General features: G+C 36.7%; 12 protein-coding genes. 11 read left to right on the top strand and 1 reads right to left on the bottom strand.

The window, feature by feature from the left end:
• Positions 1 to 165: 165 nt before the first annotated feature.
• From HBB17_RS16250 to HBB17_RS16220, 7 genes are all read left to right on the top strand, one after another.
• Complete coding sequence (locus HBB17_RS16250; RefSeq protein ID WP_167958559.1) at positions 166 to 873, top strand: helix-hairpin-helix domain-containing protein; 708 nt, start codon at positions 166 to 168, stop codon at positions 871 to 873.
• 10 nt (positions 874 to 883) lie between these two features.
• Positions 884 to 1,573 (top strand): response regulator transcription factor, encoded by a 690-nt coding sequence (locus tag HBB17_RS16245; RefSeq protein WP_167958558.1) that lies wholly within the window; start codon positions 884 to 886, stop codon positions 1,571 to 1,573.
• A gap of 22 nt (positions 1,574 to 1,595) precedes the next feature.
• Positions 1,596 to 2,990, top strand: coding sequence for a sensor histidine kinase (locus HBB17_RS16240; protein ID WP_167958557.1), 1,395 nt, complete (start codon positions 1,596 to 1,598; stop codon positions 2,988 to 2,990).
• Between the two features lie 11 nt (positions 2,991 to 3,001).
• Positions 3,002 to 3,934, top strand: coding sequence for a GerMN domain-containing protein (locus tag HBB17_RS16235; RefSeq protein ID WP_167958556.1), 933 nt, complete (start codon positions 3,002 to 3,004; stop codon positions 3,932 to 3,934).
• 15 nt (positions 3,935 to 3,949) lie between these two features.
• Entirely contained in the window at positions 3,950 to 6,517 is a 2,568-nt protein-coding gene (locus tag HBB17_RS16230) for a ComEC/Rec2 family competence protein (protein WP_167958555.1), read from the top strand.
• Between the two features lie 241 nt (positions 6,518 to 6,758).
• On the top strand, positions 6,759 to 7,049 hold the full coding sequence (locus HBB17_RS16225; RefSeq protein WP_167958554.1) for a hypothetical protein: 291 nt from the start codon (positions 6,759 to 6,761) through the stop codon (positions 7,047 to 7,049).
• Positions 7,039 to 7,242, top strand: a complete 204-nt coding sequence (locus tag HBB17_RS16220) for a SymE family type I addiction module toxin (RefSeq protein ID WP_167958553.1) — start codon at positions 7,039 to 7,041, stop codon at positions 7,240 to 7,242. Before HBB17_RS16225 ends, HBB17_RS16220 begins: the two co-directional genes overlap by 11 nt.
• A 103-nt stretch (positions 7,243 to 7,345) precedes the next feature.
• On the opposite strand, the gene HBB17_RS16215 is transcribed toward HBB17_RS16220, so the two are convergent.
• A complete protein-coding gene (locus HBB17_RS16215) occupies positions 7,346 to 7,816 on the bottom strand; it encodes a sigma-70 family RNA polymerase sigma factor (protein ID WP_167958552.1) in 471 nt (156 codons plus the stop codon).
• A 291-nt stretch (positions 7,817 to 8,107) separates the two neighbouring features.
• Here HBB17_RS16215 and HBB17_RS16210 point away from each other — a divergent pair, with 291 nt between their 5' ends.
• From HBB17_RS16210 to HBB17_RS16195, 4 genes are all read left to right on the top strand, one after another.
• The gene (locus tag HBB17_RS16210) at positions 8,108 to 9,025 is read left to right on the top strand and encodes a DpnII family type II restriction endonuclease (protein ID WP_167958551.1); all 918 of its coding nucleotides are present in this window, start codon (positions 8,108 to 8,110) and stop codon (positions 9,023 to 9,025) included.
• 16 nt (positions 9,026 to 9,041) lie between these two features.
• The gene (locus HBB17_RS16205) at positions 9,042 to 10,328 is read left to right on the top strand and encodes a hypothetical protein (protein WP_167958550.1); all 1,287 of its coding nucleotides are present in this window, start codon (positions 9,042 to 9,044) and stop codon (positions 10,326 to 10,328) included.
• Positions 10,329 to 10,339: 11 nt separating this feature from the next.
• Positions 10,340 to 12,304: a DEAD/DEAH box helicase gene (locus HBB17_RS16200; RefSeq protein ID WP_167958549.1), complete on the top strand. Its 1,965-nt coding sequence runs from the start codon at positions 10,340 to 10,342 to the stop codon at positions 12,302 to 12,304.
• 94 nt (positions 12,305 to 12,398) lie between these two features.
• Positions 12,399 to 13,214 carry a DUF3883 domain-containing protein gene (locus HBB17_RS16195; RefSeq protein ID WP_167958548.1) on the top strand — a complete coding sequence of 272 codons (816 nt, stop codon included), beginning with the start codon at positions 12,399 to 12,401 and terminating at the stop codon, positions 13,212 to 13,214.
• Positions 13,215 to 13,240 lie beyond the last annotated feature (26 nt).

The raw sequence follows: 13,240 nt of genomic DNA, 5'->3' as shown, positions 1-13,240 counted from the left end.
GTTCTAGAGCAAGCAGGAACGCGAAGCGTTGCTGGATATCGGAAGGAAATCAAGCGCGAACGAAGTGAGCATTTGATTTCACCCGATAAGTTAGCGAAAGAACGAAGTTCTAGAGCAAGCAGGAACGAATAACACCCATTGGGTGGCTGATCACAAGGAGACGATATGAACAAAAAGCAAATCGTAAACGGTGTGATAGGGATCGTTCTTATTGGAGTAATATGCATCATCTGTTATAAGGTATTTTATAATGCCGGCGCTTCTGACATTATAATAACAGATGGAAAAGAAGAGAGTGAAAAAGAAGCACATGACAGCAATGAGCAGGACAGTGAGCTAGAAACTTCTATGGAAGAAGGGTATTCCGTGGAAGAACAGGGCTCTGAAAACAAGAATTTTGAGAAACAGGATTCAGAAGAGCAATATTGTATTGCAGTCCATGTATGTGGACAAGTTAAAAAACCAGGTGTCTATACCCTTGCCCAGGGAGCAAGAGTGAATGAAGCAATTGAGGCAGCAGGTGGCTTAACAAAGAAGGCAGCAGGGGAAGCCGTTAATCAAGCGGAGATGGTAAAAGATGAACAACAGATTTATGTACCATCGAAAGAGGAGATGAAGGATTCTTCCTTACAGTTACAAAAAGAAACTGGATACAGTGAAAACCACTTAGGGAATAAACAATTGGTTAATATTAACCAAGCTACAAGAGATGAGTTAATGACTCTACCTGGTATTGGTGAAGCAAAGGCAGATATGATCATTGCCTATCGGAATGAGCATGGTGAGTTTGCAACAATTGAAGAAATAAAGAAAATTTCAGGAATCAAAGATGGAGTCTATAATAAAATCTGCGATTTAATAACAACAGATTGAGGTGAATGGTGTGAGCAAAAAAGTATTGGTAGTGGATGATGAGAAATTAATTGTTAAAGGTATCCGGTTTAGTTTAGAACAAGATGGTATGGAAGTAGATTGTGCATACGATGGTGAAGAGGCCATTACTATGGCAAAGCACAAAGAATACGATGTCATACTATTGGATGTAATGTTACCAAAGTTAACAGGTTTTGAAGTATGTCAGCAAATTCGAGAATTTTCAGATATGCCAATCATCATGTTGACCGCTAAGGGTGATGATATGGATAAGATTCTAGGTTTAGAATATGGAGCAGATGATTATATTACAAAACCATTCAATATACTAGAAGTAAAAGCAAGAATTAAAGCAATCATGAGAAGAAGCTCTAAGAAGGAAGCAAATCATGAGTCAGAAAAGATTGCTACATTTGGTGAACTAAAGATTGATTGCGAAAGCAGACGTGTTTACATTCATAGCAAAGAAGTAAATCTGACTGCAAAAGAATTTGATTTATTAGAGTTATTGATCTTTAATCCAAATAAAGTATATAGCCGTGAAAACCTTCTTAACACGGTGTGGGGATACGATTATCCAGGAGATGCAAGAACAGTAGATGTACACATCCGTAGACTACGCGAAAAAATAGAAGATAATCCAAGCGAACCTAAATATATACATACAAAATGGGGTGTTGGTTATTTTTTCCAAGGTTAAAACGAATAAATTATTAGGAAGTATGAAAGCACAGCTCTTTGCTGTGCTTATCCTTATCGGTAGTATACCAATGATAATCTTTTCAGTTGTCATGATTTCCACATATAATCAGCAAGCGCATAACCAGCGTGTATCGGAATTAAAGTATCATGGCAATATGATTGCAAATCTATTGGTATCCACAGGATATTTTAGTAGCAATTCCAATTCAAAAGAAGTAGATACGGAAATCGATCAGGTTGCAGAAATCTATGATGGTCGTATCGTTGTTGTAGATAGTGGATTGCATATTGTAAAAGATACGTATGGTCTCGAAGAAGGCAAGACCATCATATCAGAAGAAGTAATCAAATGTTTCCGGGGAACGAATAGTACGTATGTGGAACCTGGTCAACAGTTTGTTGAGATTACCATTCCAATTACCCATCTAGAAACGAAGGAAGTAATTGGTGTAATCGTAATGAGTTTCTCTACAAAAAATATTATTGATATTAAGAAAATAGTTGAGAATAAGGCGATTGTATTAACGATTGCATTGGTCATTGCAGTGGTCATGTTTTCTATTATTTATGCAATCTATGCAACGAAGCCATTTAAGAAGGTTACGAATTCCCTTGACCGAATGACAGAAGGATATCTGGATGAGAAGTTAGCAGTATCGGGATATACGGAGATGAAGGATATCTCCGAATCCTTTAATCATATGATTGCTCGAATGCAAAAGTTGGAGAAATCCAGACAAGAATTCGTATCGAATGTGTCTCATGAGTTAAAGACTCCAATCACTTCTATTAAGGTTTTAGCAGATTCCCTCATAATGCAAGAAGATGCACCAGTAGAGATGTATCGAGAGTTTATGGTGGACATAACGGAAGAGATTGAGAGAGAGAACAAGATTATCAATGATCTGCTTTCTTTGGTAAAGATGGATAAGACAGCTGGTGAGATGAACATTACAAGCATCAGTATTAATGAACTTCTGGAACAATTAATGAAGCGATTACGGCCAATTGCTGCAAAACGAAATATTGAAGTAGTATTGGAAAGTTATCGTCCAGTTGTAGCAGAGGTGGATGAAGTAAAATTGTCACTAGCAATCTCTAATCTGATTGAAAATGCAATTAAATACAACGTAGATGAAGGATGGGTTCGTGTTTCTTTGAATGCAGATCACAAATTCTTCTACATTAAAGTTGCAGATTCTGGTGTAGGTATACCTGAGGATGCCCAGGACTTTATCTTTGAACGTTTCTATCGTGTGGATAAGGCAAGATCGAGAGAAACGGGGGGCACTGGACTAGGATTATCCATTGCAAGAAATGCTGTTTTGATGCATCGAGGAGCTATAAAAGTATATAGTAAAATCAATGAGGGGACAACATTTACCGTTCGTATCCCACTCAGTTATATTGCATAAGGAGGACAGATATGGGAAAAAGACGGTTAGTCGCGCTACTCATCCTGTCCCTTGCAGGATTGCTTGCAGGCTGTAGCGCAGGTAAATCAAATAATACAAAGGAATCGGATTATTACCTTTATTATATTGATAAAGATGAAACGAAAGTCGTTCAAGAAGCATATGAACCAGAAGCAAACACGACTGAAGATTTGATAGCAGAGTTCGTAAAAGCACTGGATCAGGAGCCAAAGAATTATTCCTATCGAAAGGCGAAACCAGATACGGTCGTTTTAAAGGATTATACTTACAATGGTGGAGGACAACTGATCCTTAATTTTGAGACTGGTTATTATGATATGGAAGGAATTGCTGAAGTATTAACTAGAGCAGCAATTGTAAAGAGTTTTTGCCAGATTGATGGTGTGGATTATGTCGAGTTCTATGTAGCTGGTCAGCCACTACGAGATAAGAATGAAAAACCAATTAGCATGATGACCGATGAAAACTTTATCGATAATACTGGTGGTGAAACAAAATACAAACAAAATGCAAAGATATCCTTATTTTTTGCCAATAAGTCTGGGAACAAATTAGTGGAGTCCAATGTTGTAGTAAGTTATAATGGTACGATACCGATGGAACAGTTGATTGTGGAACAATTGATTAGTGGACCATTAAGTGATATCAAGTATCCAACCATACCAGAAGGTACCAAATTAGTAAAGGCAACAGTGAAAGAAGGAATCTGCTACGTGGACTTTAATGAAAAATTCCTAGAAAAGATTAATGGTATCACAGATGAAGTTGCCATATATTCGGTTGTGAATTCTTTAGTAGAGATGCCAACAATAAATAAAGTGCAATTTAAGATCAATGGGGAATTGACAAAGACATATGGAGAAAGTACAGCATTCGATGGAATGTTTGAACGGAATCTGGATGTTGTGGAAACAACCCAATAAAATAGGAGGTATGTATTGATCAAGCGTCCCTTGTTATGGATCGCCCTTTCTTACATGCTAGGCTGCCTGCTTTACCCAAAATCGTGGGTAACGGTAGGCAGCATTCTTTTCATTATCTTATCATTTCTAAGTATTCTCTATGTTTATAGCACATATCGTGTAAATCAATCCAGTCAAATAACGAAAAGAATCAATAAGGAAGATCGATTTTTAATTTTATTACCGATCATTATACTAATTGGCTATGGAAGAATGCAGGCAGTTAGCAGACCAACTCCTTTTGATGCCTACTGTGAAAAAAGCTGTACGGCAATGGTTGAGGGAACGGTCAATCGGATCACAAAAAAAACAAATTCTACCTGTTATGAATTGAAGCAGGTCAATCTATATCCCAATCGGGATCATAAAATATCCATTACACAAAAAATAATTGCATATGGGGAATATCATGCGTCGTATCAAATCGGAAATCGTGTACGATTTACAGGAACGGTATCGCAGATTACGAAAGCAACCAATGAAGGTCAATTTGATTCTGCAACCTATTATTCCTCCCTCAATATACGTTATCAAATGTATGCAGAGACAATGGAACTTCTTGATGGTAAGACATCCATGTATGCGCAAGTTCTCAAAAAAGTCCGGCAGAGACTTTGTAACGTATTTGCTGAAATTCTACCATCCAAAGAAGCAGGAATTATGCAAGCTATGCTTCTTGGAGAAAAACAGGAACTAACCCAGGAGATGAAAGAACTATATCAGGAAAATGGAATTTCTCATATTCTAGCCATATCGGGCCTTCATATTAGTTTTCTTGGTTTGTTACTATTTCGATTAGGGAAAAGATTACGATTCCCTCTTGTGGGAAACGTTATTCTTGTTACTGTATTTATCCTTAGTTATGGGATTATGACAGACTTTAGTGTATCCACGAATCGTGCCATTGTCATGCTTCTGGTATCTTTATTTGCCTTGCTCATAGGACGAACCTATGATATGTTGTCTGCTATTTCTCTAAGTGGAGGTATCATCCTATTACAAAACCCGATGCAATTGTATAATGCAGGATTTCAACTTTCCTTTATGGCAGTATTGGTGTTAGCTATTTATGGGGAAGTAGACGAGCGAATTCGACGTAGTGTATTGCAACAATATAAGAAAAAAAGAGAAGAAAAGGAAAAGAAAATAGAGAGGGAAAGGAAAAGGAAAAGGAAAAAGGAAAGTCATGGTCTAGAATGGAGTCCCTTCGTAGTGTATATTGCCATGTTAGGTGACAAGACTCGTGACAGGTTTTATAAGAAGTTGTCACCCAAAAATATTACAAATCCTAAACTACAGAAAATCTACAAAGAGGGACTTCTTTCCCTTGATAACTGGAACTATAAAAGATCCAAGCTAAAGGAATCCAATCACCGAAAAGCGCTTTTGTCTAGTTTGCTAATCAGTGCAGGAATAATGCCAATCTTAGCCTATTCATATGGAGAGATTCCCTTGTATAGTACATTGCTTAATCTATTGATCATACCGTTATCGTCTGTTCTTTTAATTATTGGCTTACTTGCAGGTATTGTGGGAGTATGGTGGATTGGATTTGCCAAAATACTTGGATCTATTATTCGAGCAATTCTGCTATTCTATGAAACATTATGTCATCTATTTTCTAAGTTACCCTATCATTTAATCTTGACAGGGAGACCAACTAGTGTGCAAGTTTTGTTATATAGTTCTTTGGTCATTCTACTTGTTTGGTATAGTGTGAAAAAACAAAAGCATCAAGTATTATATCTGCTTTCATTGGTGTGGATTCTTCTCGTTCGATTTCCTGATACACGGTTAACCATGACCATGTTGGATGTATCCCAAGGAGATAGTATCTTTATACAACTACCAACAGCAGATGCGATCCTTGTAGATGGAGGAAGCAGTGATGTGAAAAACGTTGGAACGTATCGGATTAAGCCATTTCTTAAGGCAAAGAGAGTGGCTAATCTTTCCTATGTGATTCTAACCCATATGGATGAGGATCATATTAATGGAATTGAAGAACTGATGGAACAAATGCCAGACCAGTCAGAGGCAAGTAGAAAAAAGAAGGATTCTTTTCATGCAGGAATGCAATATGACGGGACAATCTGGATCGCAAATTTGGTCTTACCAAAGAAATGTATAATCGATGACCGTTATCGGGAGATAGTAATGTTAGCGAAAAAGAAAGGAATCACACTGCGTTATTTGGAAAAAGGAAATATAATTCGAGCAGGGGGAGTAACGCTTCTTTGTCGCCATCCATATGAAGAGTATAAGTCAGATTCAAGAAATGATACCTCTATTGTACTGGACGTATCTTATGGAAAATTTGATGCGTTGCTACTAGGAGATTTGGAAAGTGGAGGAGAATCGGAGTTGATTCAACAGCTTAATGGAGAAAGCCAGAAAACATATGAAATGATAAAAATAGCTCATCATGGTTCCAAATATTCCTCTACACATGAATTTCTTACCTATTATACTGGGAAGCGTGCTTGGATTTCCTGTGGCTATGGAAACGACACTACAACGAGATTGATACAATTCAACGGTTAGAAAGGCTTGAAATAAGGCTTTTTCGCGGGTGCGCAGGTGGAATTATCCCTATTTAACTTCTGATTACGCCACACAGGGCAATTTTCAAGTTATCTATTTGAAACCCCTTAACGATATAAAATGATTTATCGTTAATAGGTATTTAATCGTTATAACATTTCAAAGCAGAGTTTATCTGCATCAAAGTGCCACTCGGCACGAGTATCCATTAAACAAAATACACATAAGGAGGACTTGCTTATTGTTTACGAAAAGTGAGAAAAAATTACTCGGAGGTGGGTATTTTACCATCATCCGGGAAGAAGAGAAATTTATTGAGTTACAGTCGAAGAATACAGGTCATTGTTGGATGATATTCAAAAAGACTTATGATAGGGACAAGCCTGTGGTTCTTTACCATAAACACACAGCAAATACTGATTGGTACCATGAACATAGGAATACTTGTACGGTTAAGAATGCTGTGGCCAATATTAAGTTGCACGATGATTACGTTTTGAAACATAAGGAGGTAGAAAAGAATGGCATATAAAGAACATAGAAATTTAAAGGTATATGAGGCAAGTGGGAGAAATTATAAATCAATCCCTCAAATAAAGCTGCAAGGAGACTGGCTTAAGGATTTCGATTTTGATATCGGAACTCCCATCAATGTTGAGTGCCGGGGCGGTGCGATACTAATCACAAAGGCAGATGAAATTATAGGAAAAGCAGTAGAACTATAAAAGGAAGCAGAGGCTTGCCTCTCCCTACACTCATTGAGTGGTACTTCCACAGAATTGTGGGATTGGGGGAAAGGTAGTGTCTCTGCTTCTTTATTATAATACATCAATTATTAATAGATGCACAGTATTTTTCTATAAGCTTTATGGAATTTTTCTTCCATTTAGAGAGACCACTAGTAGACACGGAAAGAATTTCTGCTGTTGTTTGCCAAGTTTCCTCTTCGATTATGATGAGTTGAATAAATCTCTGATAGTGTTCGGGGAGTTGCCTGATGGCGGCTTCAATTACTAATAGTTCTTTATCAATTTGGATTAATTTCTCATAGCATTCGCGGAATTCGGATTCGTATCGTTTGCGATATTCTTCGTGGTAAGTGATGGCAATATGCTGTGTTTGATTTGTTGGGACGCATCTGTGGGATTCTGTGTCGGCATGGAGTTTTTCAAAGTTCATGGATAAGATTACATCGTCCTCCGTAAGTTCATACAGACGTACGAGCATGGATTTTAGCATATTGCGTTGTAGAGATAGTTCTTTGTACCTTGTTAAAATGTTAGAGTTTTCTTGTTGCATAAAAATACCTGCCTTTCTTTTTTTGTGTGAGTACAACATTAAATCTAAAGCAGATATATATCAACGAACTCTTTAGAAATTCTGAAGTTATGTAGAATGGGCTCCATTATAGAAAGATGAGGAATTGGCAAAAGTACGCAAAAAAGCGTACATACCATGTTGATAATTCTGGAAGAAGTGAAATTGGGTACTCGCAAAATTTCGCAAAAAAGTGTAAAAAAGGGATTGCCAATCGTTAAAATGTGTGATAGACTTTCTGTAAGATAGAAAAATAGACTCAGGAGGTGCCATATGCCAGGTAGAAAAATAGAGTTTGAAGAACTTTTTAATTCAACAACGATGTTTTATGTGAATGAGGACTATGAGGAAGAGATGGAACAGGAAGTTCAAAAGAAAGTGGATGAACTTGCTGCCGAGTTACATTCAATAGACACGAAAGAGGGATTAAAAGCATATATCATTGAGCATAAGGATGCATTGGATAATTTGACAAGCCTAATGGAGATATCTACAGAACGATTTAAGCGAATGGTATCTATGATTCGTAAAGACAGGGGATTTGTTTTTTCAACAGAGTGGGGGCTTGGTAAAATTAGGTCTGCAATGATGGAAAGTCCGGCAATGATGGAAAGTGTACTTAATTTGTTGTGGGACGGAAGAAATGATGAGAAATTGAAAGCTAAGATTCCATTTTTCTATTTGGATAATATGGGAATTAATGAAGCAACACTTAACAAGCTTACAAATAAGGACTCAATAAGGCTGTTTGTGAAAAGAGGTCTTGAAGGTAAATATAGTAATAATATTGGTGACTTAATATTGAAAGATATTGAAGATAAAATCAAAACACTTGCCAATAAATATGGATTGGATTATAAACCAAATGTAAGAGTTCCTATGTTGGATAGGGCAGTGAGCTTTGTATTGGAAACGGAAATAGACCCTAAAATTATAATCGATGTATCTTACAGTGTTACAACTTCAAGTGCACAGGGAGATAAGAAGAATGTGGCCAGAAAAACTGAAGAGATACTTAAAAAAGAAAAAGCTGCGGGAAATAATATTATTTTTATAAACTTCTTAGACGGTGCCGGTTGGATTGGAAGACAGGCAGATATGCGCGAGATTCATCGTTGTTCAGATTATGTTATTAACTTTAATAATATTAATCTGTTGGAAGATATCATCGCAGATTATGTAAATAAATAAGCAGGAGGATTAGAATATGAATGCAGAAGAAAGAAAAGCAAAGTTAAAAGAGTTTACAGACCACCCGGAAAAAGCGGTTCGTACAGGTATTCCTATCATGTATCATGGTCAGAGAAGAACCTTCCCTGCTTATGAAATTCCATTGGAGTACTTAGTGTATAATCCATATAATGGAAGAATTGGAAGTGTTGTAAAATCTTACGAAAGACAGAACCATCAGATTGACCCGGAAGACCCTGCTGACAAACTTTTAATTGAGAAGTTCTTGTGGGAATCAAAGCCGGATGCTAACAAGAAAACAAAAGAAAGATTGCTAAAGGAACACCAGGAAAAGCATGGTATTGTAACCGCTGATGGTATTATTATAGATGGAAACAGACGCGCTAGTCTTTTGAATAATATTATGGCTGATGACACCATTCCTTTTAATGAGAAAGGGCATTGTCAGTACTTTGTTGCAATTATTCTTCCAGAAGACGCAGATAGAAAAGAAATCTTGGCATTGGAAACTACATACCAGATGGGTGAAGATGCAAAGGTTGATTATAACCCAATTGAAAAATATTTGAAGTGTGCAGATTTAAAGAGCGAAGGATTCCATGAAGAAGATATTGCAAGAATGATGGATGACACAAAGAGTAATGTAAATATGTACTTATCTGTACTAAAACTTATGGAAGAGTATCTGGATGAATTTGGTTATACCGGTATGTATACTCAGCTTGAAAAGAATGAGGATTCATTCCAAAAATTAGACAGTGCTCTTAAGAGATATAAAGCTGGAGTACCATCAATGTGGGATTATGACCCAGATGCAGATGTTTCAGATTTGAAACTGATTGCATTTGATTATATTAGAGAAGGTTTTGAACAGACATTGTTTAGAAATATCATAAATGTACCATCTGCAAAAAAGCCAGCAAGTAGTTTTTTTGCAAAAAAAGAAGTATGGGAACCTTTTAGAGATAAGCATTTTGAAATTGTAGAAGATATTCAGGAAGATTCCGTAGATGACGTGATTGCAACAAATCCGCCAGATTTGGGAAGGGCATTAAAGGCAAGGGATAAGCAATGGAAGGCACAGGTAGAAGATGATTTTGAAGAGAACTTTACACGTAGCTTAGATAGTTTAAATAACCATGCTAATGCTGCAAAACCATTGCAACAGTTAATTAAGGCTTGTCAAGCGCTTGAGGTTGTAGATACTGATCAGGATAGTTTTAAGCAGGATGGAAATGTAAGAGGTTGCGTAGAAACACTTGATGAATTTGTAAAAGAGTTTAAGAAGATACTCGGAATGTAGAGGTGTATTTGATGAAACAACTATGTCTTGAGTCGAATGATGATTCATCGATTATGTATGTAACTGGAGACATAGTGGACATTTTTTCTAATCGTAGAGCTACAAGATATTTGAAGGATACACTCAATTACTCACAGGCCGGCGATAAACTGATAGTGCAGGCAGACAAGGATATCAATAAGACGATTGATAAAATAAAAAAAGTGTGTGAGTATATATCGGCAGAACTGGTGTATTCTGGAAAGGTTTCTGAGGCAGTTAATAACTATGCATTAGAAGAAGCAAAGTTCCACGAGTTTTCAGAGAAAGCTAGATTGATAAGGGACAATCATTGTGAAAAAGATGATTTTCAAAACTTTGTTGATTCCGTAAGTCGAAATTTGAAGAATAGAAGCTTGTATGAATTACAGTTATTATCTGCGTATCATTTGGCTTTTTCACAGAATGGGTGTAACTTTTCTGTGCCGGGAGCAGGAAAAACAAGTGTTGTATATGGAGCATTTGCATATCTGTCGAATTTAAAGCCAGAGGATAAGAAGTATGTAGATAAGTTACTGATTATATCACCGCTCAGTGCTTTTGGACCGTGGGAATTAGAGTATGCCGAGTGTTTTGGAGAAAAACCATCTACTAAAAGATTAAATGGAAAGGTGTCCATAGAAGATAAAAAACAATATTTATATTCACGAACACCTGCAAAGATTACTTTATTATCATACAATTCAGTACCGTCTCTTAAAGAAGAGTTGATATACTTTTTGAGAAATAATAGAGTAATGGTCGTTTTGGATGAAGCGCATAAGATTAAAAACACCAGCGGTGGAATCACGGCGAATGGAGTGCTCGATATTGCGACATATTGCTCTGCTAGGGTTGTTTTGACGGGTACACCGGCACCAAACGGATATGAGGATTTATATAATCTGTATAAATTCATCTGGCCAACTAAAAGAGTAATACCGTTTGAAGTATATCAGTTAAAGGATATGAGTAAACAAGAAACAGATGTACGTGTAAACACATTGCTTGATGCCATTGCGCCATTTTTTATTAGAGTAAAAAAGAGTGATTTGGGAATTCCGGCGGCAACCGAGAATCCACCAATTATTGTTCCAATGGGTGAGGCGCAAAGACGTATATATGACGTTATCGAAAAGAAATACATGAGTGATATTGTTTCCTCAAAAGATACGGGATTTCAGCAAGATTTAATAAAGGCTCGTTTGATAAGAATGATGCAGGCAGCCACTAATCCTAATTTACTTAGTGTTCCATTGCAGAATTTTGCATCGTTGGAAGGTTTTGATGCAGGAGCAGTAGCAGAAGATACATCGCTGATAAGAGATGTTCTTGAATATTCTCAGAATGAGACTCCTGCCAAGTTCATTAAAGCAAAAGAGATTATTGAACGCATTCTGTCAGAAGGTGGTAAGGTTGTAGTATGGGCAATATATGTAAAAAATATTCTCGATTTTGAAGCGTACTTGCTGTCTAACGGTATACAATGCAGAACCTTATATGGTGCGACACCTGTGGCTACCGGGGACGAGGAAGATGATGATGACGCAATAGAAACAAGAGAAAAAATAATTGAGGAATTTCATAAAGATGATTCTTCATTTAGTGTTATCATTGCAAATCCTTTTGCTGTTTCTGAATCAATTTCTTTGCATAAGGTATGTCACAATGCAATATATATGGAACGAAGTTTTAATGCAGCACATTTTATTCAGTCAAAGGATAGAATACACAGATATGGTCTTAAACCAGGAATTGAGACTAACTACTATTACCTGCTTTCGGAGGATTCGATAGATTCTGTTATCAATGAAAGGCTGATTGCAAAGGAAACGCGCTTGCGAGAGATTATTGAAAGTATGCCAATTCCATTGTTCTCCAATGTGGAGTTGGAAACAGGAGATGATGATATAAAAGCGCTGATTACAGAGTATGTTAACAGAACTAAAACGATGTAATTCGATAGGTAATATAAATGGTGTATTGTTCCTGGTTTCAATACTATCTGGAAAAAAGAAACTTAGTTTTAACGAAATTGTTAATAGGTGCTCATTGGAAAAAAATATCAAGATTAACTGTGGAGGTGCAGTAGCTTTTTTTCAGTATTTAGGATTTGCTGAATGGGAAGATGACATAGTTATACCCACGGGTAAAATTGAGCAACTAATGGGTAAAGAATCGAATGAAGTTATAAATGTGCTTGTTAAAGAATGTATTGTTCTTTTGACAGAAGAAGGTTTGTTTGACATTGACAGTACGGCATTCGACCCGGAAAAAGGACACTTAAGCATTAAGCGGTCTGCATTTCCATTAGCATATGCTGCGATTCGAAACTTTCTTACTGTTGCAGGTGCCTTGGAAAAGGAAAGTAATGGGGAAATTGGTATTGCAGAGCAATATGAACAGGATTTTTCAGCACAGCTTAGGAATAGGAAAGATAAGTTTACACTTGAACAACTTATGCAAAGACAAGCTGAACAGAACAAAAGAGGTTTAGAAGCAGAAGAATATGTTCTTGAGTTGGAAAGAAAGAGACTTCCGGGAAAGGCATATAAGATAAAAAGAATTTCTGACTTTGATGTATCAGCAGGTTATGATATTGTATCATATAACGGCCAAGATAGTGTTATATATGATAGATTCATAGAGGTAAAATGTTTCGTGGGGAAACCACATTTTTACTGGTCAGAAAATGAGTGTGATGTGGCTCGAATCAAAGGTGAGAAATATGTATTATGTTTAGTGGACTACCTTCGAATGAGTGAAGAGGATTATGTTCCTGAATATATTGTAAATCCTTATGAATGTATTTTCACAGATGATACATGGCTAGTGAATACAGCCTCGTATAAAATTCAAAAAATATAGGGCATGATTTTCATGCCCTATTATCC

Source organism: Anaerosporobacter faecicola, assembly GCF_012070565.1.
Taxonomy (GTDB): domain Bacteria; phylum Bacillota; class Clostridia; order Lachnospirales; family Lachnospiraceae; genus Anaerosporobacter; species Anaerosporobacter faecicola.
The sequence above is the reverse complement of the archived record's forward strand: the minus strand, read 5'-3'. Positions and strand labels throughout refer to the sequence as shown.